We start from the raw sequence: 24,023 nt of genomic DNA on the forward strand, positions 1-24,023 counted from the left end.
ATGGCAGAGCGGCTCAAGCGACGCATCGGCCCGGCTCTGCTCACCGCGTATGGGGTCGGTGTCATGGTCGGGGCCGGCATCTACGTGCTGGTCGGGGCCGTGGTCGGCGATGCGGGGGTCCATGCCCCGCTGTCCTTCCTGCTGGCGGGTCTGATCGCCGCGCCGACCGCGCTGAGCTATGCCGAATATTCGACACGCCTGCCCGAAGCGGCGGGCGAGGCCGCCTTTGTGGGGCAGGGCCTGAACAGCCAGGCCATGGCGCTGATCGTCGGGCTCGCCATCGTCGCCGCCGGCACGCTGTCGGCGGGCGCGGTGCTGCGCGGCGGGGTCGGCTATCTGACCCATGCCATCGCGATCGATCCGACGCTGGCGATCCTTGTCCTCGGCGCCGCGTTGACGGCGGTCGCGGTGTTCGGCGTTCTCGAAAGCCTCGCCCTGGTCGCGGTGTTCACCGTGATCGAACTCTCGGGCCTCGTGCTGGTGATCTGGGCGGGCCTGGGGGCCGCGCCGAGTCCCGACTGGGCCGCCCCGACCGGGATCGTGTGGAGCGGTGTCACGCTCGGCGCCGTGCTGGCCTTCTTCGCCTTCATCGGGTTCGAGGACATCGTCAACATGGCCGAGGAGACCAGCCGCCCGTCCCGCACCCTGCCGCTGGCCATCCTGCTCTCGCTGGCGATCACCACGGTGATCTATGCGCTGGTCGCGCTGGCGGCGGTGCGCGCCGTGCCGCTGGGCCAGCTCGTGGCGAGCGAAAGCCCCCTGGCGCTGGTCTGGAGCACCGCGCGCGGCGGCAACGGGGCCTTCCTGTCGGCCATCGCGGTCTTCGCCGCGCTGAACGGGGTTCTGGCACAGATCGTCATGGCCAGCCGGGTTCTCTTCGGCCTCGGCCGCCGCACCCCCGCGCTGGCGGTGTTTCACCACGCCAGCCCGCGGTTCGGAACCCCGGTGCTGGCCACGCTGCTGCTGGGGGCCGCGGTGGTGCTGGGCGCGCTCTTCGTGCCTTTCGCGACGCTGGCCGAGACCACGTCCTCGATCCTGCTCGGCGTGTTCGTGCTGGTGAACCTCGCGTTGATCCTGCAGAAACGGCGCGCGCCCGATGCCCCTTTCCGGGTGCCCATGAGCGTGCCGGTCGCCGGGCTGGTGCTGTCCCTGGCGGCCCTGTCCGTCGCGTTGGCGGGGCTGGCCTGATGCGGTGCGCCCCCGTTGCTTCCAAGGAGACTCCATGTCGCTGTCGCTGATCCTCGCCGCGCTCTGGGCGCTGATCGCCAACCTGCTCGCGATGCTGCCCAGCCGGGACAACCACTGGCGCCGCGCCTATGCGCTGATCGTCGTCGGTATTCCAATTCTGGGCTATGTCACCTATGAGAACGGACCGTGGATCGGGCTGGCGGCCCTGCTGGCCGGAATGTCGGTGCTGCGCTGGCCGCTGATCTACCTCGGCCGCTGGACAAAGCGCCAGTTGCAGGACAAGACCACGGCGCGGGACTGATCCCCGCCATCAGACATTGGAGACCCGAATGGACGTCGCCGGAACCATCGCCTACCTGCCTCTCACCGCCATGATCCTGGGCGCCATTGCCGGCCTTCTGGCCGGGCGGTTCCTGACCGGTCGCTGGCTCTGGGCACTGCCGATCCTGCTGTGCCTGGCCGCGCTGGTGCTGATCGTGCGCCTTGCCGCGATTCCCGAGGCCGAGGCCGAATCGGCCTTCGGTCCCTTTGTCTGGCTGACGGGCGGCATCTTCCCGGCGCTCTTCACCGTTGTCATGGGCACGCTGGGCGGGCGCGCCCTGCGCGGCCGGGCGCAGCGGCCGTGAGCGGTGCGCCCGGAACGCTTGCCGTGCGCGGCCGGCTGAGCCCGGGCAAGCCCTTGTCGGAACTGACCTGGCTGCGCGTCGGCGGACCGGCGGACTGGCTCTTTCAGCCCGCCGATGCCGAGGACCTGGCGCAGGCGCTGGTCGCGCTTTCCCCGGAGGTCGCGGTCTTTCCGATCGGCGTGGGGTCCAACCTGATCGTCCGCGACGGGGGGCTGCGCGGTGTCGTGATCCGTCTGGGGCGCGGGTTCAACGCGATCGACATCGCGGGCGATACCGTCACCGCCGGCGCCGCCGCGCTGGATGCCCATGTGGCGCGCAAGGCAGCCGATGCGGGGATCGACCTGACCTTTCTGCGCACCATTCCCGGCAGCATCGGCGGCGCGGTGCGGATGAACGCGGGCTGCTACGGCACCTATCTCGCCGATGTGCTGGTCTCGGCCCGCGCGGTCACGCGGCGGGGCGAGATCGTGACCCTGACACCGGCTGATCTGAACCTGCGCTATCGCCAGTCCGACCTGCCCGAGGGCGCGGTGCTGATCGAGGCGACGCTGCGCGGCCCGGCGGGCGATCCGGCGGAGCTGCACGCCCGGATGGACGCGCAACTGCGCCGCCGCGACGAGACCCAGCCGACCAGGGACCGCAGCGCCGGATCGACCTTCCGCAACCCGGCCGGGTTTTCCAGCACCGGGCGGGCCGATGACGTGCACGATCTCAAGGCCTGGAAACTGATCGACGAGGCCGGCCTGCGCGGGGCGCGCCGGGGTGGCGCGCAGATGAGCGAGAAGCACAGCAACTTCCTCATCAACGCGGGCGGCGCGACGGCCGCCGATCTCGAAGGTCTGGGCGAAGAGGTGCGAAAAAAGGTTTACGATTCCAGTGGGATCACGCTAGAGTGGGAAATCATGCGGGTGGGCGAACCCGCGGATGAACGTTAACCCTTTACCGCGACCCGAACAGGCAAAAAACACGGGCGTGGTGCGCAAAAGGGACCATGAATGACACGGACCAATCAATAAGGTCCGGAAAACATCGAGGCACATGTCGTGGGTCAGTCGAGCAGGACCCCCCGGACAGTGGCGGTATTGATGGGCGGGCCCTCGGCCGAGCGCGAGGTCTCCCTGTCCAGCGGACGCGAATGCGCCGCTGCACTGCGGGGCGAAGGATTTGAAGTCACCGAACTGGACGCGGGCGCGGACCTTTGCGACCGCCTGCGCGCGCTGGCGCCCGACGTGGTCTTCAACGCGTTGCATGGCCGCTGGGGCGAGGATGGCTGCGTGCAGGGCCTGCTGGAATGGCTGCGCATCCCCTATACCCACTCGGGCGTTCTGTCCTCGGCGCTGGCGATGGACAAGCAGCGCAGCAAGGCCGCGTTCCGCGCCGCGGGGCTGCCGGTGGTCGACAGCGTGATCCGTCCCAGGGAAGAGGTCATGGCCGCGCATGTGCTGCCGCCGCCCTACGTGGTCAAGCCGAACAACGAAGGTTCGAGCGTCGGCGTGTACCTCGTGAACGAGGCCGCCAACGGGCCGCCGAAGCTCTCGGAGGACATGCCCGCCGAGGTGATGGTCGAGACCTTCGCGCCGGGGCGCGAGATGACCACGACGGTGATGCGGGACCGCGCCTTGACCGTGACCGACATCCTGACCGACGGCTGGTATGACTACGACGCCAAGTACAAGCCCGGCGGCTCGCGCCATGTCGTTCCCGCCGACATCCCGGACGAGATTTTCGACCTCTGCATGGACTATGCCCTGCGCGCCCACGCGGCGCTGGGATGCCGGGGCGTCAGCCGCACCGATTTCCGCTGGGACGAAAGCCGCGGCGCCGCGGGGCTGATCCTGCTTGAAACCAACACCCAGCCGGGCATGACTCCGACCTCGCTCTCGCCCGAGCAGGCCGAGGCGGTCGGAATCGGCTTCGGGGCGCTCTGCCGCTGGATGGTGGAGGACGCCTCGTGCAATCGGTGAACCCCGTGTCCCGCGACCCCGCCCCCTCGCGCCTGCGCTACCGGATGCAGCGCTGGATGCTGACGCCGGGCATCCGGCTGGGGCTGCGGGTCGGGATGCCGCTGGCGCTGGTCGTCGCCGCCGCCGGCAGCTACCTCGCCGATGCGGACCGCCGCGGCGCGCTTGTGCAGCAGGCCGTCGATCTGCGCGAGAGCCTTGAGCAGCGGCCCGAGTTCCTGGTCGGCGTCATGGCCATCGACGGCGCCAGCGCCGACCTGTCGGACGCGATCCGCGCCGCCGTGCCGCTGGACTTCCCGATCAGTTCCTTCGATCTCGACCTCGAGTCCATCCGGTCCGCCATCGCCGTGCTCGACCCGGTGAAGTCGGTCTCGGTGCGGATCCGTCCGGGCGGCGTGTTGCAGGTCGACGTGGCCGAACGCCAGCCGGTCGTGGTCTGGCGCACCCGCGACGGCATCCGCATTCTCGATGAATCCGGCGCCCGGATCTACCAGATCGAGGACCGCAAGAGCCGCCCGGACCTGCCGCTGATCGCGGGCGACGGCGCCCAGTTCGCGGTGGCGGAGGCGCTTGAGCTCTTCGCCGCGGCCGCGCCGTTGAAAGAGCGGCTGCGCGGCTTGGTGCGGATCGGCGAACGCCGCTGGGACGTGGTGCTGACCCGCGATCAGCGCATCCTGCTGCCGCCGGACGATCCGGTGCGCGCGCTGGAACGCGTGATCGCGCTGAGCGAGGCGCAGGACATGCTGGAACGTGACGTGGCCGTGGTCGACATGCGGCTGGCCGAGCGGCCGACCCTCAGAATGACACCGGATGCCGTGCAGAACTGGTGGCGCATCCGGGACATCAAAGAAAGCGGGCAATGAAATGGCGGATTTCTACCACACACAACGGGCGATGCGGCAGATGCGGCAGCAGGCGATGCAAAGGGGCGTCGTCGCGATCCTCGATGTGGGCAGCTCCAAGACAGCCTGCCTGGTGCTGCGTTTCGACGGCATCGGGCGGCTGAGCGAGGACAACTCGATCGGATCGCTGGCGGGGCAATCGGGCTTTCGCGTCATCGGCGCCGCCACCACCCGCTCGCGCGGGGTGCAATTCGGCGAGATCACCGCGATGCAGGAGACCGAACGCGCCATCCGCACCGCGGTGCAGGCGGCGCAGAAGATGGCCGACATCCGCGTCGATCACGTCATCGCCTGTTTTTCGGGCGCCAATCCGCGCAGCTACGGGCTCGACGCGCAGATCGAGCTCGAAGGGCAGGTGGTCACCGAACACGAGGTCGCCCGCGTGCTGGCCTCCTGCGATGTGCCCGACTACGGCGCGGGCCGCGAGGTGCTGCATGCCCAACCTGTGAATTTCGCGCTCGACAACCGGTCCGGCCTGTCCGACCCGCGCGGCCAGCTCGGCCAGGACCTGTCGGTGGACATGCACATGCTGACGGTGGACGCGGTCGCGGTGCAGAACCTCGTGCATTGCGTCAAGCGCTGCGACCTGGAACTGGCCGGCATCGCCAGTTCCTCCTATGCCTCGGGCATCTCGGCGCTGGTCGAGGACGAACAGGAACTGGGCGCGGCCTGTGTCGATCTTGGCGGCGGCTCGACCGGCGTGTCGATCTTCATGAAGAAGCACATGATCTTTGCCGATTGCGTGCGCATGGGCGGCGACCACGTCACGGCGGACATTTCCATGGGGCTGGCGATTCCGACCGCCAACGCCGAACGGATCAAGACTTTCTATGGCGGGGTGCACGCCACCGGCATGGACGATCGCGAGATGATCGAGATCGGCGGCGACACCGGCGACTATGAACATGATCGCCGCAGGGTCAGCCGGGCCGAGCTGATCGGCATCATGCGCCCGCGCGTCGAGGAGATCCTCGAGGAGGTGCGCGCGCGGCTCGACGCGGCCGGGTTCGAACACCTGCCCAGCCAGCAGATCGTGCTGACCGGCGGCGGCAGCCAGATCCCGGGACTGGACGGGTTGGCCAGCCGTATCCTCGGGCAGCAGGTGCGGCTCGGCCGGCCGCTGCGCGTGCATGGCCTGCCCCAGGCCGCGACCGGTCCCGGCTTTGCCAGCGCTGTGGGCCTGTCGCTGTTCGCGGCGCATCCGCAGGATGAATGGTGGGATTTCGAAATCCCGGTCGATCGCTACCCGGCGCGGTCGTTCAAGCGCGCGGTCAAGTGGTTCCGGGACAATTGGTGACGGGCGCGCCATGGGCTGGTGACAGCCCGCGCGCGTCATGCTAGGCAACGCTCAAAGCTCCCGCAAGAAAGGGGCGCAAAAGGGGATCGAGCAGACCCCCGGACATCAGGATCAAGCCGGTCGAACCGGTGCGCCGCGCGCCCGTTTCACGGCGTGCGACCGGGTGCGTCTTGTGTCTGCCCTTTCGAATCCCGCTATATAAGGGGAGTTTGGCGAAATCCTGCCGGCTGAAGCCGATTTTTCGCCATATTTTGTGGTAATTTGCCGTTTTTTTGATGACGCCCGCAGTCAGCGCCGTTACTATTGAAGCAATTGAGTGACAAGAACGCCCGGAAACGCGGGCAGGCAGCACAGGCGGACATTCCATGACTCTGAACCTTTCGATTCCCGGACAGGACGACTTGAAACCTCGGATCACCGTGTTCGGTGTCGGGGGCGCGGGCGGCAACGCGGTCAACAACATGATCGAAAAGCAGCTCGACGGGGTCGAGTTCGTGGTCGCCAACACCGATGCACAGGCACTGCAGCAAAGCGCCTCGGCCAACCGGGTGCAGCTGGGCGTCAAGGTCACCGAAGGGCTCGGCGCGGGCGCGCGGGCCAGTGTCGGCGCGGCGGCGGCCGAGGAAAGCATCGAGGAGATCGTCGATCACCTCGCCGGCGCGCATATGTGCTTCATCACCGCTGGCATGGGCGGCGGCACCGGCACCGGGGCCGCCCCGATCATCGCGCAGGCCGCGCGTGAACTGGGCGTGCTGACCGTGGGCGTCGTGACCAAGCCGTTCCAGTTCGAGGGCGCCAAGCGGATGCGTCAGGCCGAAGACGGGGTCGACGCGCTGCAGAAGGTCGTCGACACGCTCATCATCATCCCGAACCAGAACCTGTTCCGCCTCGCCAACGAGAAGACCACCTTCACCGAAGCGTTCTCGATGGCCGATGACGTGCTCTACCAGGGCGTGAAGGGCGTGACCGACCTCATGGTGCGTCCGGGCCTCATCAACCTCGACTTCGCCGACGTGCGCGCGGTGATGGACGAGATGGGCAAGGCGATGATGGGCACCGGCGAGGCCGAGGGCGAGGATCGCGCCAAGCAGGCCGCCGAGAAGGCCATTGCCAACCCGCTGCTGGACGAAATCAGCCTCAACGGCGCCAAGGGCGTCCTGATCAACATCACCGGCGGACACGATCTGACCCTGTTCGAACTGGACGAAGCCGCCAACGTGATCCGCGAGAAGGTGGACCCCGAAGCCAACATCATCGTCGGCTCGACGCTCGACACCGATATGGCCGGCTTCATGCGCGTCAGCGTCGTCGCCACCGGCATCGACGCGGTCGATGTCAACGCCGACATCCCGGTGCCGCGCCGTTCGATGTCCGCTCCGCTGCGCCAGACCGTTTCGGTCGAGGACGCACGCGAGGAAGACCAGCAGCGCCAGCCCGAGCCCGCCGTGGCCGAGGTCGCCATGACCGCGGAGGAGCCGACGCTCTTCCCGGGGATGCAGGACGCGGCGTTCGCGCAGTCCGACACCGCGCGCGAGCCCGAGTACGAAACCCGCGACGAGGATGACGGCCTGCCGCCGCCGGCCTACCAGCCCGAGATGCCGCATTTCGAACCGCAGCCCGAAGAGACGCTCGAGGCCGAGCCCGAGCAGTTCGTCGCACCGCGCGCGCCCGCACCGGGCACGCCGTCGCCCGAAACGCTGGTTCGTCTGCAGCATGCGGTGCGCAACGTGCCCAACGCCGGCGGCGCCCGCGCACCCCAGGGCCACGCCCACGCCGGGGGCGAGAAACCCCGCTTCAGCGTGAACTCCCTGATCAACCGGATGACCGGCCATGCGGCTGACACGCCCTCCGAACGCGGCGCACAAACCGTTCGCCAGCAGCCGCCGATGCGTCACAGTGACGTAGCGGAACATCGCGACAGCGAGGCCCAGGGCGATCAGGACCGCATCGAAATCCCCGCGTTTTTGCGCCGCCAGGCCAACTGAAGCGGTCACAATCTGACTGGAAGGGGTCGCCCATGGGCGGCCCCTTTTCATTTGAAAACAATGCCTTGAGCTTTCCGCGGCGGGGTTTCGCCGATCTGTTACATCCATGTTTCAAACGGTTGCAAAGATTGAGTTGAGACATTGCCGGACGCCGCTTAACTGAATTCACGCCAGCCCGGACGAGGTTGGAATGGCAGTAGAGGCATGTTGTGCAAAATACGCTCAAAGCTCCCGTGACGTTCGTTGGCGTCGGTCTGCACAGCGGTGCGCCGGCGACGATGGTCCTGCGCCCGGCGCGCACCGGCTTCGGAATCCAGTTCCGCCGCACGGACATCGAATTGGGCAACGCGCTGATCCCGGCCCGTTGGGACAATGTCGACCGTACCCCGCTCTGCACCCGGCTCGAGAATTCCGCCGGCGCGACCGTCTCGACGGTCGAGCACGTGATGGCCGCACTCGCCGGATGTGGCGTCACCAACGCTCTGGTCGACATCGACGGTCCCGAGGTTCCGATCCTCGACGGCTCTTCCGCCCCCTTCGTGCGCGGCATCATGGCACGCGGCGTGCAGCCCCAGGCCGCGCCGGCCGTCGCGATCGAGATCCTGAAGCCGGTGACCGTCGAAAAGGACGGCGCGCGGGCCAGCCTTCTGCCGTCCGACAGCTTCGAGATCGAATTCCATATCGATTTCGAGGATGCCGCGATCGGCCGACAGTCCAAGCGGCTCGACCTGCGCAACGGCGCTTTCGCGCGCGAACTCTGTGACAGCCGCACCTTCTGCCGCCAGGCGGATGTGGACGCGATGCATGAACACGGGCTCGCGCTCGGCGGCACACTCGACAACGCGGTCGTCGTCGATGGCGCAAAGGTGCTCAGCCCGGGCGGGTTCCGCCACGCGGACGAGGCCGTGCGCCACAAGATGCTCGACGCGCTCGGCGACCTCGCGCTGGCCGGTGGGCCGATTCTGGGCCGCTATGTCGGCGAACGCGCCGGCCACTCGCTGACCAACACGCTGCTGCGCGCCCTCTTCGCCACCCCCGGCGCGTTCCGGTTCGTGACCTGCGACGGCGAAAAGGCCGCCCGCCTTCCGGGGCAGGGCCTTGTCTGGTCCGAAATCCCGCAGGTGGCATGACTGGGTCTGCCGCACACCCTGTGTCGCAGCGGGCTTAAAGGCGTTTTGCACCCGAAACTATTGTGCTAGACCGACCATCAAAGCGGGGGCCACCCCACACAGGCGACGAGGTTAGTCAAACATGATCGGCGGCAAGTCCCGGGCCAGAGTCATCGGTACCGTTCTTCTCCTGTCCGTTCTGGCGGCGTGTGGAGGCACCGGCGCCGACCGGACCGAGTCGCTCGAAGCCTATACCCCCGAGCAGATCTTCGAGCGCGGCGAGTACGATCTCGCCAATGGCAACGAGGACGACGCGGCCTGGTATTTCTCCGAGATCGAACGGCTCTATCCCTATTCGTCCTGGGCCAAGCGGGCGCTCATCATGCAGGCCTTCGCCCATCACCAGGACAAGGACTATCCCAACAGCCGCGCCGCCGCGCAGCGGTTCATCGATTTCTACCCGGCCGACCAGGACGCCGCCTATGCGCAATACCTGCTCGCGCTGTCCTATTACGACCAGATCGACGAGGTCGGCCGCGACCAGGGCCTGACCTTCCAGGCGCTGCAGGCGCTGCGCACGGTGATCGAGGTCTATCCCGACAGCGAATACGCCACCTCGGCGATCCTCAAGTTCGACCTCGCCTTCGACCATCTGGCAGGCAAGGAGATGGAGATCGGGCGCTACTATCTCAAGCGTCAGCACTACACCGCCGCGATCAACCGCTTCCGCGTCGTGGTCGAGGATTTCCAGACCACCAGCCACACCGCCGAGGCGCTTTATCGCCTGATCGAGGCGTACCTGTCGCTGGGCCTGACCGACGATGCGCAGACCGCCGGTGCGATCCTGGGCTACAACTACCGCTCCTCGGAATGGTACGAGGACGCCTATCGCCTGCTGACCAACCAGGGGCTCGAACCCGGGGCGCGTGGCGACAACTGGCTCAGCAGCATCTACCGTCAATCGATCCAGGGCCGGTGGCTCTAACCCGCTCCGGCGGGGCCTCCCGCTTACCGGATGGCATTCATGCTGCGCGCTCTTGATATTCGCGACGTTCTCATCATCGACCGACTCGACCTGGCGTTTCAGCCGGGCCTGAACGTGCTGACCGGCGAGACCGGTGCCGGCAAGTCGATCCTGCTCGAATCGCTGGGGTTCGTACTGGGATGGCGCGGGCGTGCCGACCTGGTGCGGCAGGGGGCAGAGCAGGGCGAGGTCGTGGCCGTGTTCGACCTGCCCGAAGGCCACCCGGCGCACGCGGTTCTGGAGGAGGCCGGTTTGCCGGGCGGGTCCGAACTGATCCTGCGGCGCGTCAATTCCGTCGACGGGCGCAAGACCGCCTGGGTCAATGACCGGCGTTGTTCGGGCGAAGTGTTGCGGTCGCTGTCCGACACGCTCGTGGAACTGCACGGACAGCACGACGATCGCGGCCTGCTCGACCCGCGCGGTCACCGGGCGCTGCTCGACGCCTATGGCGACCTCGACCCGCTGCGCAGCGCGACCCGCGCGGCGTGGTCCGGGCTCAATGCCGCGCGAAAGGCCGTCGCGGCGACCGAGGCCGCGCTGTCCGCCCTGCGTCAGGAGGAGGACTTCCTGCGCCATGCCGTCGCCGAACTTGACGCGCTCGACCCGCAACCGGGCGAAGATGCCGAACTGGATGCCCGCCGCCGCAGCATGCAGGGGGCGGCGCGGATCCGCGACGACGTGGTGCGCGCCTTCCAGCTGCTGGGCAGCGACGGGGCCGAGGGCGCGATGGGCGATGCGCTGCGCTGGCTCGACGGAGTCGCCGACCGGGCCGATGGCACGCTCGATGCCCCCCTCGCCGCGCTCAATCGGGCGCTGATCGAACTGGGAGAAGCGCAGTCCGGCGTCGAAGCCAGCCTGGAGGCGCTCGATTTCGATCCGTCCGACCTCGAGGCGACCGAGGAACGGCTGTTCGCCATCCGCGCCCAGGCGCGCAAGCACGACACGGCGCCGGACGATCTCGCCGGTTTCGCGGACGGCCTGCGCGACCGCCTCGCGGCCCTCGATGGCGGCGATGCCGATCTGGCGCAGCAGCAGGTCGCGCTGCGCACCGCGCAGGCGACCTATGACAGCGCCGCCGACGCGCTGTCGGCGGCCCGGGCCCGGGCCGCTACCGCGCTCGATGCCGCCGTGACGGCCGAACTCGCTCCGCTCAGAATGGAACGCGCGGTGTTCCAGACCGTGCTCAGCCCGGCGGATCCCGGTCCGGACGGGCGCGATACCGCGACCTTCACCGTCGCCACCAACCCGGGCGCGCCGTCGGGCCCGCTCAACAAGATCGCCTCCGGCGGCGAACTCAGCCGCTTTCTGCTGGCGCTCAAGGTCTGCCTCACCGGGGAGGACAGCGGTCTCACCATGATCTTCGACGAGATCGACCGAGGCGTCGGAGGCGCCACCGCCGACGCGGTCGGGCGTCGGCTGGCCGATCTTGCGCGGAACGGCCAGGTGCTGGTCGTCACCCACTCGCCGCAGGTGGCCGCCCGTGGCGCGCATCACTGGCGGGTTCAGAAACAGGTGACCGGGGGGGCGACCCTGACCGATGTGGTGCCGCTGGACGCGGCCGACCGTGTCGACGAAATCGCCCGCATGCTCGCCGGCGACACCCTCACGGACGAGGCCCGCGCCGCCGCGCGCAAACTCCTGACGGGCTGATCGACACGCGCGGGCCACACCCTTCGCCCAATCGCGCGTCTCTCCCAGCCCATTTCGCCGCGCCGCGAAACGAGGCCGCAGATTTGCACCACTCCGGCGTCCAGGCGCGACCGATATGGGCCCTGCGCGGCAAAGAGGGTTCCGGGACGCCCGTGGCTGTCCTAGACAGGGTCCAAAGCTTCACGAGATCCAGATGGACCAGCCCGATCGCCCCTTCCTGTCCCGCTACCTGACGCATGCCGTCACGCGCAGCCGCGACGGCCTGCGCGTTCTGCGTCACCGCGGGCCGAGCCAGATCCAGTTCTGGTTCCTCGCACTCGCCATCGGCATCGGCGCGGGCTTCGCCGCGCTCGGCTTCAGGCTGGGCATCAACGCGCTGCAGGCGGCGCTCTACGGCACCGAGGACGTGCAGAACCTGCACAGTTTCGCCGAGTCCCTGCCGTGGTACCTGATCCTCCTGATCCCGATCGGCGGGGGACTTCTGGTCGGACTGATCCTCCATCGCTTCACCGATGACGGGCGGGTGCGGGCGGTCGCGGACGTGATCGAGGGCGCGGCTCTGCGCGACGGCCGGGTCGAGACCCGCGAGGGATTTGCCTCGATGGCCGCATCGCTGATCACGCTCAGCTCGGGGGGATCGTCCGGGCGCGAAGGGCCGGTGGTGCACATGGCCGGCATGATCTCGACCTGGGTCTGCAACCGCATCCACGCCGACGGCATCACCGGGCGCGACCTGCTCGGCTGTGCCGTGGCGGCGGCGGTCTCCGCCAGCTTCAACGCCCCGATCGCGGGCGCGCTCTTCGCTCTCGAGGTGGTGCTGCGCCATTTCGCGGTCCATGCCTTCGCCCCGATCGTGATCGCCAGCGTCGCCGGTACGGTCATCAACCGGCTGAATTTCGGCGATGTCGCCGAGTTCACCCTGATCACGCCGGGCCCGTTGCAATTCTACGTCGAACTGCCCGCCTTCCTGATCCTCGGCCTGGTCTGCGGGATCGTCGCGGCGGTGCTGATGCGTTCGATCTTCTTCGCCGAGGACGTCGGCGGGGTCATCCAGGACCGTACGGGCCTGCCACGCTGGCTGCGTCCGGCGGTGGCCGGGGCGCTGCTGGGCGGGCTCGCGATCTTCTATCCGCATATCATCGGGGTCGGCTACGAGACCACGCTGTCCGCGCTCAAGGGGCAGATCCTGCTGCACGAAGCGATCGTCTTCACCATGCTCAAGGTCGCCGCCGTGGCGATCACCTTCGGCGGACGCATGGGCGGCGGCGTCTTCTCGCCCTCGCTGATGGTCGGCGCCCTGACCGGCCTGGCCTTCGGCTGGATCGCGACCTCGATCCTGCCCGAGGTCTCCGGCATTCACACGCTCTATGCCTTCGCCGGCATGGGCGCCGTGGCCGCCGCGGTCCTTGGCGCGCCGATCTCGACCACGTTGATCGTCTTCGAACTGACCGGCGACTGGCAGATCGGCCTGGCGGTGATGGTGTCCGTCAGCATGTCGACCGCGCTTGCAAGCCGTCTCGTCGACCGCTCCTTCTTCCTCACCCAGCTCGAGCGGCGCGACATCCACCTCGCCGCCGGGCCGCAGGCCTACCTGCTGTCGATGTTCCAGGCCGGCGGGATCATGCGTGCCAGCGACCACGCGCGCGCCGCCGATCCCGAACGCTGCGCGGCGCTCATCGCCGACGGAATCTGCGTCACCCCGTCCAGCACGCTGGAAACGGCCATGCCGATGCTGGAACGGTCCGAGGACGGGTTCGTGCCGGTCGTGATCCTTGACAAGGACGACGCCACGCCCCGCCTTGTCGGCGCGCTGTTCCACATCGATGCGTTGATGGCCTACAACCGTGCCCTGGCTGCGACGGCAGCCGAAGAGCACTCCTGAAAAACACAGCTGCGCCGCACTCGGGTCGGTTGGGCGTGGTTGCATGTGTCTTGGGGCTCTGCCCCAAACCCCGGAGTATTTGGACGAAGATGAAAACACCGGTCTGGCTGCGTTGTTTCATCTTTGCCGAAATACTCCGGGGGAGTCGCCCGCACGGGCGGCGGGGGCGGAGCCCCCCGTGATGTCGTCAAATGGTGTCTTCGTCAGATCTGCTCGACGGTTACGAGGTCGCCTGTGAAAAACGCGAGGTGATCCTTGATCGCGGCGACAGGGTCGTGTGGGTCTTCGTAGCTCCAGACCGCGTCTTTCAGCGTGGCGGACCGGTTCACGATGTCGAAATAGCGCGCGGTGCCCTTGTGTGGGCAGGTCGTGGTGGTCTCGGACGGGTCGAGCATCGCCATGGCGATGTCTTCGCGCGGAAAATAGACCACCGGGGGAAGGTCGCCTTCGCTGAGTTCGAGGGCATTGGTGCTTTCGCCCAGAACGGCGCCGCCCGAGCGCACCGTCCAGACGCCGCCGAGGCGGCGGATGCGGATGTGATCTGCCATGTTCTGTCCTTCCGAAAAACGAGCGTCGCGGCCTTGTCGATGTGGCCGCGACCGAGAGCCGTGCGCCTCTCAGATCGGCGCGGTCGCCGCATCCAACCACACATTCGCCGCCTTGCCCAGACGCGGGCCGATCTTTTCGCGCACCTCGCGGTGATAGGCGTCAAGCCATGCGCGCTCGTCTGTCGTGAGCCTGTCGCGCAGGATCAGACGACGGTCGATCGGCACGAAGGTCAGCGTTCGCCAGCAGAGCATCTCGCGCTCGGGATCGCCGCCGGGAAGGGCCGGTGCGGCCTGCGCCACCAGCAGATTCTCGATCCTGATGCCGAAGGCACCTTCGCGGTAATAGCCGGGCTCGTTGGAGAGGATCATCCCGGGTTCGAGCGGCACTGTCGACATGCGGCTGAGCCGCTGGGGGCCCTCGTGCACGCTGAGATAGGCCCCGACGCCATGACCGAGCCCGTGGTTGAAATCCTGCCCGGCCAGCCAGAGCGGCATCCGCCCGATGGCTTCGATGTCGCGTCCGGCGAGCCCCCTGGGCCAGCGCAACCGCGACATCGCGATCATGCCCTGCAGCACACGGGTGAAGGCGGCGCGCTCGTCCTCGCCGGGCGTGCCGATGGCGATGGTGCGGGTGATGTCGGTGGTGCCGTCGAGATATTGCCCACCGCTGTCCAGAACCAGCAAATGCCCGTCGGCGAGAACCGAGTCGGTTTCCTCGCTGACGCGGTAGTGCATGATCGCCCCGTTCGGCCCGGTGCCGGCGATGGTGTCAAAGCTGATGTCCTGCAGCGCGTTGTCCTTGCGCCGGCAGGACTCCAGCCGGCTGACGACCTGCGTCTCGCGCAGGCTGCCCGGCGCCTGCGCATCCAGCCAGGCCAGCAGTTCGACCATGGCCGCGCCGTCCCGCAGATGGGCGGCGGCGCTGCCGGCGATCTCGGCCGCGGTCTTGGTGGCCTTGGGCAGGGCACAGGGGTCATTCCCGGCCACGCCCGCCGCGCCGAGCGCGTCCGCCAGCTTCTGCGGCGCGGTGCTGCGGTCATAGCGCACCGGGCCCGCGAGCGCCGCGAGCGCCGGCAGAAGGCTCTCGGGCAGGCACACCGTCACAGCCGGGCCGAGGTGATCCGCAAGGCCGTCAAGCTTGACGGCGGCAATGAACAGATCGACCCGGCCGTCGTCGTGCAACACCGCGAACCCGTGCGCCACCGGGTTGCGGGGGATGTCGCTGCCGCGGATATTCAGCAGCCACATGATCGAGTCCGGCTGGGTCAGCACTGCCGCGCGATGCCCTGCCTTGCGCAGCACTTCCGCCAGTCGCGTGCACTTGGACTCCGCCGTCTCACCCGCGAATTCAATCGGGTGCGGCTTGACCGGCCGCATCGGCGGGGAAGGCTGGTCCTCCCAGATCGCGTCGACCAGGTTGGCGCTCTGCACCATCTCGATGCCCGATCCTTCCAGCGCCCGGGTCCAGCCTTCCACCTCGGCGACCGTGTGCAGCCAGGGGTCGAACCCGACGCGTCCGCCCGAAGGCAACTGGTCGCGCAGCCACTCGGCCAGACCGGTCTCGGGCCACGGCACCGGGGTAAAGACATCGGCCACCTGCGCCTTGACCTGGGTGCGATACCGCCCGTCGACGAAGACCCCTGCGACCGTGCCGAGCGCCGCGCAGAAGCCCGCCGAGCCGGTGAACCCGGTCAGCCAGGCCAGCCGCGCGTCGTGATCGGCGACATACTCGCCCTGATGCGCGTCGGCGCGCGGCACCAGGAACCCGTCGAGCCCGGCCTCGGCCATCGCGGCGCGCAGCCGCGCCAGCCGGGGAGGGCCCTGCTCCGGGCGGGCGGTGACCTCGAATGTCTGGAACATGGCGACCCCTTCACGTCCTGAGATGGGCCGACCCTGTCCCCCGATCCGCGAAAAGTCCAGCACTCTTGCGGTTCTGGCGGGCGCGGCCGGGCTTTGCTAGTCTGTGCCCAACTCAGACCGGGACAGACTATGACCATGATCCGATTTGCCGCGCCGCTCTGCCTTCTCCTCCTGCCCGCCACCGCCTGCGCTGAAAGCAGCGAGGAGCGTGTCGCCCTGCCGGACCTCGCCGCCGACGCGCTGGCCGAGAAGGCCGGCGGCCGCGATCGCGTCAGCGGGCTCGAGCTGTCGGGCAGTTTCCGCAAGGGCGGAACGCAGGCGCTCTGCGCGACCACGAACGCCTATGATGCCAACGGCCATTTCATCGGCTTGACCTATTGGCAGGTCGAGTTCAGCGCCGATGGCACCGCCGTGCGCAACCTGCGCAACGTCACCGGCCTGAACAGCGACTGTTACAGCCGCAGCTACGATCGCTACGGCCGCTGACGTCTAGACGCGCTTGTCGCTCCCGTCCGTCCGCTCCTGCCGTGCGGTCGGCCCGACCTGCATCCAGCCGAGCCAGGGGCGGCGGCACGCGGGGCAGGGACACTGCTGCGGTCCCGGGTCGCGTCTGTGTCTGATATCCGAAATGCTCATGTCTCAAATCCTTTCCGCGCGTCATCCGAAACGGATGGCGCTGCGGGACAGGATCGAAATCCTGCCTGTCCCGCACATCATGGTTAACACATCCGTCGCGACTGATCTGTGATCCGGGTCACACCCGGCGCGTCAACTCGCCTTGCGGATTCCCATGACACGCGCCCGCGCCCGCGGGTCGCTGTCAAACAGCGCCGCCAGCTGCTCGGTCATCGCCCCGGCCAGTTGCTCGACATCGGTGATCGTCACCGCGCGATCATAATAGCGCGTCACGTCATGGCCGATGCCGATGGCCAGCAATTCGACCACCTTGCGCTTCTCCACCATGGCGATCACGTCGCGCAGGTGTTTTTCCAGATAATTCGCCGGGTTCACCGACAGGGTGGAATCATCCACCGGCGCCCCGTCCGAAATCACCATCAGGATCTTGCGCGCCTCGCGCCGGTTCACCATCCGCCGATGCGCCCATTCCAGCGCCTCGCCGTCGATGTTTTCCTTCAGCAGGCCTTCCTTCATCATCAGCCCCAGGTTGGGCCGCGCCCGCCGCCAGGGTGCATCGGCGCGCTTGTAGATGATGTGGCGCAGATCGTTCAGGCGGCCCGGCTGCTGCGGCCGGCCATCGTTGAGCCACGCTTCGCGCGCCAGCCCGCCCTTCCACGCCTTGGTGGTGAAGCCGAGGATCTCGACCTTGACGTTGCAGCGCTCCAGCGTGCGCGCCAGGACGTCGGCGCAGATCGCGGCGATCGAGATCGGCCGCCCGCGCATCGACCCGGAATTGTCCAGCAGCAGCGTCACGATCGTGTCGCGGAACTCGGTATCCTTCTCGACCTTGAAGCTCAGCGGAGTCGTCGGGTTCGCGACGACACGCGCCAGCCGACCGGCATCCAGAATGCCTTCCTCGCGGTCGAACTCCCAGCTGCGGTTCTGCTGCGCCTGCAAGCGGCGCTGCAGCTTGTTGGCCAGCCGCGAGACGGCCCCTTTCAGGGGTTCCAGCTGCTGGTCCAGGTAGGCCCGCAACCGCTCCAGTTCGACCGGCTCGGCCAGATCCTCGGCGGCGATCTCCTCGTCGTGATCGCCCTTGTAGACGCGATAGTTCGGATCGGCGTCCGAAAACGGCTGCGGCGCCGGCGGCTCGAGCGGCGCCTCGCCCTCGGGCATCTCGGCATCCTCGCCCAGGTCCTGGTCGGCCATGTCCTCGGTGCTGACCTGCGCCTGGGACTGGTCCTGCTGATCCTCCTGGCTCTGCTCGGGGTCGGCATCGGCGGACTGGTCGTCGTCGTCCTCGCCGGTGCTGTCGGGCTGCTGGTCGTCCTCGGCGTCGTCCTCGGCCTGGTCTTCCTGATCGTCGTCCTCGCTGTCCGGGTCCTCGCCCAGCTGGTCGCCATAACCAAGGTCCGAGATCACCTGCCGCGCGAACTTGGCGAACTCGGTCTGGTCGGCCAGGATGTCCTGCAGGTTCTCCAGCCGCCCGCCCGCCTGCGCCTCGATGTAACCGCGCCACAGCTCCATCACGTTCTGCGCGCCCGCAGGCATGTCCCGCCCGGTGGCCAGGTGCCGGATCAGGTAGCCCGCCGCCGCCGCCAGCGGCGCTTCGGAGGCATCGCTGATCTGGTCATAGCCCTTGCGCAGCGCCTCGTGGCCGATCTTGGCGTCGATATTGCCCGCCGTGCCCGGCATGTCCCGGGCCCCCATCGCCTCGCAGCGCGCCGTCTCCATCGCCTCGTAGAGATCGCGCGCCATGTCGCCCGGCGGGGCATAGCGCGCATGGGTCCTGTCATTGTGATACTTGCGGTTCAGCGCCAGCGCATCCGCCGTGCCGCGCGCCAGCAGCACCTCCTCCCGCGTCATCCGCCGGCTGACCTGCGGCAGCCGCATCGCGTCGCCCGACAGGCCCGACGGGTCGACCGTGTAGCTGATCGTCAGCTCCGGGTCGTCGGCCATCACCTTGGTGGCTTCGGCCAGCGCCTTCTTGAACGGATCGGCCGGATTGTCGGATTTCTGCGCCATCGCCCTGTCACTCCGCAGTTGCGGCAAAGACGGCAGCAGCGGGCGCCGCGCCCCGCTTCATCTTTGCCCAAATACTCCCGCCGGAGGCGTCACGCCACCGGCGTGATCCCGCGCGCGTCACCCCAGCGCCGTGCTCGCCGCACTTTCCGGCAGTTCCTCGTCGAAACAGCGCTGGTAGAACTCCGCCACCGTCTGCCGTTCCAACTCGTCGCACTTGTTCAAAAAGGACAGGCGGAAGGCATAGCCCACGTTGCGGAAGATCTCGGCGTTCTGCGCCCAGGTGATCACCGTCCGCGGGCTCATCACCGTCGACAGATCGCCGTTCATGAAGGCGGTGCGCGTCAGGTCCGCGACCGTCACCATCTGCCCGACTGTCTTGCGCCCGGCGGCGGTGTTGTAATGCGGCGCCTTGGCCAGCACGATGGCGCTTTCGGCGTCATGGGACAGGTAGTTCAGCGTCGCCACCAGCGACCAGCGGTCCATCTGCGCCTGGTTGATCTGCTGGGTGCCGTGATACAGCCCCGTCGTGTCGCCCAGGCCGACGGTGTTGGACGTGGCGAACAGGCGGAAATACTTGTTCGGCGTGATGATCTCGTTCTGGTCCAGCAGCGTCAGCTTGCCGTCATGCTCCAGCACCCGCTGGATCACGAACATCACGTCCGCGCGCCCCGCGTCATACTCGTCGAACACGATGGCGGTCGGGTTGCGCAAGGCCCAGGGCAGGATGCCCTCGTGGAACTCGGTCACCTGCTTGCCGTCGCGCAGCTTGATCGCGTCCTTGCCGATCAGGTCGATCCGGCTGATGTGGCTGTCCAGGTTCACCCGCACCGTGGGCCAGTTCAGCCGCGCGGCGACCTGCTCGATATGGGTCGATTTCCCGGTGCCGTGATAGCCCTGGATCATCACCCGGCGGTTGTGGCTGAACCCGGCCAGAATCGCGAGCGTGGTGTCCGGATCGAACTTGTAGGTATGATCCACCTCGGGCACCCGCTCGGTGCGTTCGGCAAACCCCTTGACCGTCATCGGCGTGTCGATTCCGAACACGTCGCGGACAGACACGTCCTCCGTCGGCTTCGCATTCATGTCCATCGCACCATCGGCCATGTCCGTCGTCCTTGTCGCTAGCTGGCTTGGGGTTGCCCCCGTGAAACCCGGACGTGGTGCAACATCTGGCGGCCAAGAGCAAGGGGAGCACGCCATAATTCTCGCCGTGCTCCCCGGATCGCGCCGCCTCTGCCGCGCGCCAGGGCGCCGCGCGACGGAGGCGGCACGACCCGTTCGGCCCCGCATCGCCTTGACCTCACCCGCCCGCAGAAGCCAGATCCCGCCGTGTTTTCGCTGTGAGACGAGTATCGGCATGGACGCCGCGATTTTGAGCCTGGCGCTTGGCGCCCTGGTGTATCTGGCCGTCACGGTGGTCAAACGCGGCGCGACCGACGCCCCCCCCGCGTCCCGAGGGGCCGCCGCCACCCCGCAGCCCCGTCCCACGCCCTGTTCGACGCCCGGACACCGCGGCACACGCCGCGCCCGCGCAGCCCACCCCGACCCTGCCGCCGATGCCGCCTGACCGCGTCCTCACCGGCAAGGCCCACGTGATCGACGGCGACACGATCCGGATCGGCAAGACGAAAATCCGCCTGGCCGGCATCGACGCGCCGGAACGCGACATGCCCTGGGGGCAAAAATCGAAATGGGCGATGGTCGCGATCTGCAAGGGGCAGACCATCACCGCACGGCTCGATGGGGAACGCTCCCACGATCGGCTGGTCGGCACCTGTTTCCTGCCCGACGGTCGCGACATCGGTGCCGAGCTTGTCCGCCAGGGGCTGGCGCTCGATTGCGCGCGGTTCTCAGGCGGGACATACCGCTCCCTCGAACCCGAGGGCGCCCGCCGCCGCCTCGCCAACGGCAGGTTCGGCCACGCCTCGATCCGCCTCCGCACCGATATCCGCACCAGGGCCCGGAGCGACTGACGCCCGGACCGTCTTTCATCTTCACAGAAATACTCCGGGGGAGTCCGCCGCAGGCGGACGGGGGCAGCGCCCCCGCGCCGGTCAGTCCTTGAAGTTCCGGCTGGCCTTGATCTGGTCCCAGGCCCAGACGACTTCCTGCAGCTGTTCCTCCTGGCTGCGGTCGCCGCCATTCATGTCCGGGTGCAGCACCTTGATCAGCTTCTTGTAGGCCTTGCGCACCTCGGTCTTGGTCCAGCTGTCCTTGACCTCGAGGATCTCGACCGCGCGCCGCTCGGTCGGCGGCAGACGCCGGCCCGACCCGTTGTTGCGCCCGGGGTTCTGGGTCGCGTTCGCGCCCAGCACCTGGTGCGGATCCTCGATGCCCAGCCGCGCCCAGGCCCGCGCCTCGGGGTCGCTCATCGGCTTGGTGGTGCGTTCCCAGACCTTGTCCTTGGACTGCTGCGCGTTGATCTCGGCCTCGGTGGTGCCGTCGAAGAAATTCCACTTCAGGTTGTATTCGCGCACATGCTGCTGACAGAACCAGTAATAATCGTCCAGCACGTCCGGGGCCTTGGGCGCCCGGAACTTGCCCGGCTCCTCGCAGCCCTCGTGCTCGCATTGCCGCACCGATGTCTCGGACGCGCCGGACATGCTGCGCCGTCCGCGCGGGTTCTTTTTCTTCGCCGACTTGATCGACATGTCGAAGCCAAACGGGTCAGGTTTTGTCATTTCAGATCCCTTCTCGACACATCTTTTCGACTCGGAGCACAGAGTTTAATGTAAGTCTCGACAGATAGAAGAGGGTGCAGCAAAAAAACTGCTGCAAATCGACCAACATGACCGTGACCCAAGACATCACCACCCGACTGGAACAGGCCTTCGCGCCGACCGCGCTGGACGTGGTGGACGACAGCGAAAGCCATCGCGGCCATGCCGGCTACCGGGACGGTGGCGAAAGCCATTTCAACGTGATGATCCGCTCGCCCGCCTTTGCCGGCCAGTCCCGGATCCAGCGTCACCGCGCGGTCCACGCCGCGCTCGGCCCGGACCTGGTGGGGCGCATCCACGCCCTGTCGCTGGACATCGGCGTCTGACGCAGCCCGCGCCACGTCTGCACCAGGGGAGTCTCCCATGCGCCCGTCCACATCGGCCCCGCTGGCCCTGACCGGTCTGCTCCTGGCGGCCTGCGCCGAGGAAAACCCGGCCACCCTGGCCAATCCCGCGGCCACGTTCTGCATCGAAGAGGGCGGCCGATACCAGATCCGCAAGGACGCCGCCGGCGCCGAAACCGGGATCTGCGTGCTGCCCGACGGCACGGAGGTCGACGCCTGGGCGCATTTCCGCGCCAACGCCCCCGCCTGAGCGGGCCTGTCAGCCGCGCTCGTGCCGGTCTTCCACGGCGGTCTCGGGCGCGTCGTCCGCGAGGCCCGGCGCCTCACCCGCATGGCCCGCGCGCTCCTCGGCATCCGGAGACTGCACCGGCACGGCCGCCCCGTCCCCGGCGACCACCGACGGCGCGGGCACGATGGCCGGGGCCGGTGCGCCCGGCGCATCCAGCACCCGCGGCGCATGCGCGTCCCTGTTGGCACCAACCTCGAGCGGCCGGCGGAACACCAGGACGTTGCGCCAGTTCGTCGTGGAGCCGGTCAGCCCGCTGCGTTCCTCGCTCGGCAGCAGTTCGGCGCGCTGGTACTCCCAGCCCGCAGCGCCCATCTCGTTCAACACGGTTTCGACCGACAGGGCAAAACGCCCCTCCGCCGTCTTGACGCCCTTGGCCTTCTGCCCGCGCGCCGGCGCCGGAACCACCTTGTATTCGTATCGCGACATCTGATTTCCCGAAATCCTGCTGCCGGGCACCCTATAGCACCCCGGCGTCAAAGCGCCAGACCCCGCGCTCAGCCCTTGCGCCGGATCCCGACACTGCGCCCGACACGCTCGGGCCGGGGCAGGGTGGCATGGCGCTTCGCCATCGCCGCGACCTTCTCGGCCACGTCGGGCGGAAAGGGCGCGACCTTCGGTCCGCTCATGTCGATATGCAATCCCAGCGCCTCGCCCGTGGCGGCCAGCCAGCCATCCTCGTGGAACAGCTCCTGGTAGGTGTGGAACCGCTTTTCGTCATGGTCGATCAGCTGGAAACTCACCCGCACCCGGTCGCCCTCGTGCAGCTCGCGCACATAGCAGACGTGGAATTCCGCGGTGTAGGTGGTGAACCCCCGGCTTTTGGCATAGTCCGGGCCAAAGCCGAGCTCCGCATAGACCTCGTCGGCACAGCTGTCGAACAACACGTTGTAATAGGCCATGTTCAGGTGGCCGTTATAGTCGATCCAGTCCGGCTTCACCGTCATCAGACTCGACATGAATGGGGCGGCTTGTGTCATTCGCATCTCTTTCCCTTTTTTGCGCCGCGACCCTACCGGCTTTGCCGGGCGCGTCAAACGCCTTTGCATCGGGCACCCGTCCGGCCCCTCTGACAATTGGATCGATCCGGGTCAGTAAACAGTAGGTGATGCGTTAACCTTCTGTTAATGTCTTGACGCGTTCGGGCGGGAACCCGGGCGCGTGTATTTATCGTTTCAAGGGAAGGACTGACCAATGAAAACACTTTTGGCCATCGTGGCGGCCGCGGGCATGAGCCTCGCGAGCGGCGCATATGCCGCGACGCTTCAAGGCACGTTCTACGACACCGGCGGCAACCAGGGCGGCGGTTCGCCGCTGACCAACACCATGACCCTCGCCGAGGCATTCCTCGCGGGCAACCCGACTCCGGACGCGACCTTCCAGTCGACCGGGATCAATTACGGAACGCCGCCAAATTACACGTTCACCGACCTGAACGCGTTCCTTGGGGCCGATGCTGCATCGCTCAACCCGGCCTCGGCCGGCACCATCGACATGCTGGGATCGGTCATCACCATCGCCGGCACGATCAGTGTCGGTGCTGGCAACAACGTGTTCGACGTGTTCAGCGATGACGGCTTCTCGATCAAGGTCAACGGCAGCGAAATCGGCCGCCAGGAAGGTCTGACCGCGCCAAGCAACTTCAGCTTCAACTTCGACGGCGGACTCGGTGGCCTTGCCGATTTCGAGATCACGTGGTTCGAAGGGTCGCGGACCCAGGCTGCGCTCGGCGTCAAGCTGAACGGCGATACGCTGACCGCTGCGGTGCCGCTTCCGGCCGCGGGCTTTCTGCTGATCGGCGCTCTGGGTGGCCTCGCCGCCGTCAAGCGCCGCCGCAAGGCCGCCTGATCCAACGATCCACCGCTGGATGACATGCTGAACGGCGGCTCACGGGCCGCCGTTTTTCCGTCTGCCGGGGCGGCCAGCGTGGCCCCGGCAAGGTGGCTGGCGGTGTCCGCCGGGCGATCTTTAGCGATCACGCCGGCCCGACAGGCTGCA

General features: G+C 67.8%; 24 protein-coding genes. 17 read left to right on the forward strand and 7 right to left on the reverse strand.

Annotated elements, in window-relative coordinates:
• The 12 genes from JF290_RS00470 to JF290_RS00525 all read left to right on the forward strand — a co-directional run bounded on the left by JF290_RS00470 (position 1) and on the right by JF290_RS00525 (position 13,624).
• Entirely contained in the window at positions 1-1,188 is a 1,188-nt protein-coding gene (locus tag JF290_RS00470) for an APC family permease (RefSeq protein ID WP_199022748.1), read from the forward strand.
• 34 nt (positions 1,189-1,222) lie between these two features.
• Entirely contained in the window at positions 1,223-1,489 is a 267-nt protein-coding gene (locus JF290_RS00475) for a DUF2484 family protein (RefSeq protein WP_199022749.1), read from the forward strand.
• A gap of 28 nt (positions 1,490-1,517) precedes the next feature.
• On the forward strand, positions 1,518-1,814 hold the full coding sequence (locus tag JF290_RS00480) for a hypothetical protein (protein ID WP_199022750.1): 297 nt from the start codon (positions 1,518-1,520) through the stop codon (positions 1,812-1,814).
• The gene (gene murB / locus JF290_RS00485) at positions 1,811-2,749 is read left to right on the forward strand and encodes a UDP-N-acetylmuramate dehydrogenase (protein ID WP_199022751.1); all 939 of its coding nucleotides are present in this window, start codon (positions 1,811-1,813) and stop codon (positions 2,747-2,749) included. The genes JF290_RS00480 and murB overlap by 4 nt, the downstream gene beginning before the upstream one ends.
• Before the next feature lie 108 nt (positions 2,750-2,857).
• A complete protein-coding gene (locus tag JF290_RS00490) occupies positions 2,858-3,778 on the forward strand; it encodes a D-alanine--D-alanine ligase (RefSeq protein ID WP_199022752.1) in 921 nt (306 codons plus the stop codon).
• 44 nt (positions 3,779-3,822) lie between these two features.
• On the forward strand, positions 3,823-4,638 hold the full coding sequence (locus tag JF290_RS00495) for a cell division protein FtsQ/DivIB (protein ID WP_199023214.1): 816 nt from the start codon (positions 3,823-3,825) through the stop codon (positions 4,636-4,638).
• A gap of 1 nt (position 4,639) precedes the next feature.
• On the forward strand, positions 4,640-5,974 hold the full coding sequence (gene ftsA, locus JF290_RS00500) for a cell division protein FtsA (protein WP_199022753.1): 1,335 nt from the start codon (positions 4,640-4,642) through the stop codon (positions 5,972-5,974).
• Positions 5,975-6,339: 365 nt separating this feature from the next.
• Positions 6,340-7,959, forward strand: a complete 1,620-nt coding sequence (gene ftsZ, locus JF290_RS00505) for a cell division protein FtsZ (RefSeq protein WP_199022754.1) — start codon at positions 6,340-6,342, stop codon at positions 7,957-7,959.
• A gap of 209 nt (positions 7,960-8,168) precedes the next feature.
• On the forward strand, positions 8,169-9,089 hold the full coding sequence (gene lpxC / locus JF290_RS00510; protein ID WP_199022755.1) for a UDP-3-O-acyl-N-acetylglucosamine deacetylase: 921 nt from the start codon (positions 8,169-8,171) through the stop codon (positions 9,087-9,089).
• 121 nt (positions 9,090-9,210) lie between these two features.
• Positions 9,211-10,053, forward strand: coding sequence for an outer membrane protein assembly factor BamD (locus JF290_RS00515; protein ID WP_199022756.1), 843 nt, complete (start codon positions 9,211-9,213; stop codon positions 10,051-10,053).
• 39 nt (positions 10,054-10,092) lie between these two features.
• A complete protein-coding gene (recN, locus tag JF290_RS00520) occupies positions 10,093-11,742 on the forward strand; it encodes a DNA repair protein RecN (protein ID WP_199022757.1) in 1,650 nt (549 codons plus the stop codon).
• Positions 11,743-11,935: 193 nt separating this feature from the next.
• Positions 11,936-13,624, forward strand: coding sequence for a chloride channel protein (locus JF290_RS00525; protein ID WP_199022758.1), 1,689 nt, complete (start codon positions 11,936-11,938; stop codon positions 13,622-13,624).
• Between the two features lie 203 nt (positions 13,625-13,827).
• Here JF290_RS00525 and JF290_RS00530 read toward each other — a convergent pair whose 3' ends face one another.
• Together JF290_RS00530 and JF290_RS00535 are read right to left on the reverse strand one after the other, a co-directional pair.
• Positions 13,828-14,172 (reverse strand): DUF427 domain-containing protein, encoded by a 345-nt coding sequence (locus JF290_RS00530; protein WP_199022759.1) that lies wholly within the window; start codon positions 14,170-14,172, stop codon positions 13,828-13,830.
• 69 nt (positions 14,173-14,241) lie between these two features.
• On the reverse strand, positions 14,242-16,032 hold the full coding sequence (locus JF290_RS00535; RefSeq protein ID WP_199022760.1) for an aminopeptidase P family protein: 1,791 nt from the start codon (positions 16,030-16,032) through the stop codon (positions 14,242-14,244).
• Positions 16,033-16,161: 129 nt separating this feature from the next.
• On the opposite strand from JF290_RS00535, the gene JF290_RS00540 reads away from it, so the two are divergent.
• Positions 16,162-16,518: a hypothetical protein gene (locus tag JF290_RS00540; RefSeq protein WP_199022761.1), complete on the forward strand. Its 357-nt coding sequence runs from the start codon at positions 16,162-16,164 to the stop codon at positions 16,516-16,518.
• 282 nt (positions 16,519-16,800) lie between these two features.
• On the opposite strand, the gene cobT is transcribed toward JF290_RS00540, so the two are convergent.
• Positions 16,801-18,675: a cobaltochelatase subunit CobT gene (gene cobT / locus JF290_RS00545; protein WP_199022762.1), complete on the reverse strand. Its 1,875-nt coding sequence runs from the start codon at positions 18,673-18,675 to the stop codon at positions 16,801-16,803.
• A 117-nt stretch (positions 18,676-18,792) separates the two neighbouring features.
• Positions 18,793-19,779 (reverse strand): cobaltochelatase subunit CobS, encoded by a 987-nt coding sequence (gene cobS, locus JF290_RS00550; protein ID WP_199022763.1) that lies wholly within the window; start codon positions 19,777-19,779, stop codon positions 18,793-18,795.
• A 452-nt stretch (positions 19,780-20,231) separates the two neighbouring features.
• On the opposite strand from cobS, the gene JF290_RS00555 reads away from it, so the two are divergent.
• Complete coding sequence (locus JF290_RS00555) at positions 20,232-20,648, forward strand: thermonuclease family protein (protein WP_199022764.1); 417 nt, start codon at positions 20,232-20,234, stop codon at positions 20,646-20,648.
• 81 nt (positions 20,649-20,729) lie between these two features.
• On the opposite strand, the gene JF290_RS00560 is transcribed toward JF290_RS00555, so the two are convergent.
• A complete protein-coding gene (locus JF290_RS00560; protein ID WP_199022765.1) occupies positions 20,730-21,356 on the reverse strand; it encodes a DnaJ domain-containing protein in 627 nt (208 codons plus the stop codon).
• A 107-nt stretch (positions 21,357-21,463) separates the two neighbouring features.
• Here JF290_RS00560 and JF290_RS00565 point away from each other — a divergent pair, with 107 nt between their 5' ends.
• The gene (locus JF290_RS00565) at positions 21,464-21,721 is read left to right on the forward strand and encodes a BolA family protein (protein ID WP_199022766.1); all 258 of its coding nucleotides are present in this window, start codon (positions 21,464-21,466) and stop codon (positions 21,719-21,721) included.
• Positions 21,722-21,758: 37 nt separating this feature from the next.
• Positions 21,759-21,989 carry a DUF333 domain-containing protein gene (locus tag JF290_RS00570; protein WP_199022767.1) on the forward strand — a complete coding sequence of 77 codons (231 nt, stop codon included), beginning with the start codon at positions 21,759-21,761 and terminating at the stop codon, positions 21,987-21,989.
• Between the two features lie 9 nt (positions 21,990-21,998).
• Here JF290_RS00570 and JF290_RS19410 read toward each other — a convergent pair whose 3' ends face one another.
• Positions 21,999-22,454: a DUF4177 domain-containing protein gene (locus JF290_RS19410; RefSeq protein WP_233155075.1), complete on the reverse strand. Its 456-nt coding sequence runs from the start codon at positions 22,452-22,454 to the stop codon at positions 21,999-22,001.
• Between the two features lie 68 nt (positions 22,455-22,522).
• Positions 22,523-23,005: a thioesterase family protein gene (locus JF290_RS00580; RefSeq protein ID WP_199022768.1), complete on the reverse strand. Its 483-nt coding sequence runs from the start codon at positions 23,003-23,005 to the stop codon at positions 22,523-22,525.
• Between the two features lie 214 nt (positions 23,006-23,219).
• Here JF290_RS00580 and JF290_RS19415 point away from each other — a divergent pair, with 214 nt between their 5' ends.
• A complete protein-coding gene (locus JF290_RS19415; RefSeq protein WP_233155076.1) occupies positions 23,220-23,873 on the forward strand; it encodes a VPLPA-CTERM sorting domain-containing protein in 654 nt (217 codons plus the stop codon).
• The last annotated feature ends 150 nt before the right edge of the window (positions 23,874-24,023 follow it).

This window comes from Sedimentitalea arenosa, assembly GCF_016428585.1.
In the GTDB taxonomy this organism is placed as follows: domain Bacteria; phylum Pseudomonadota; class Alphaproteobacteria; order Rhodobacterales; family Rhodobacteraceae; genus Sedimentitalea; species Sedimentitalea arenosa.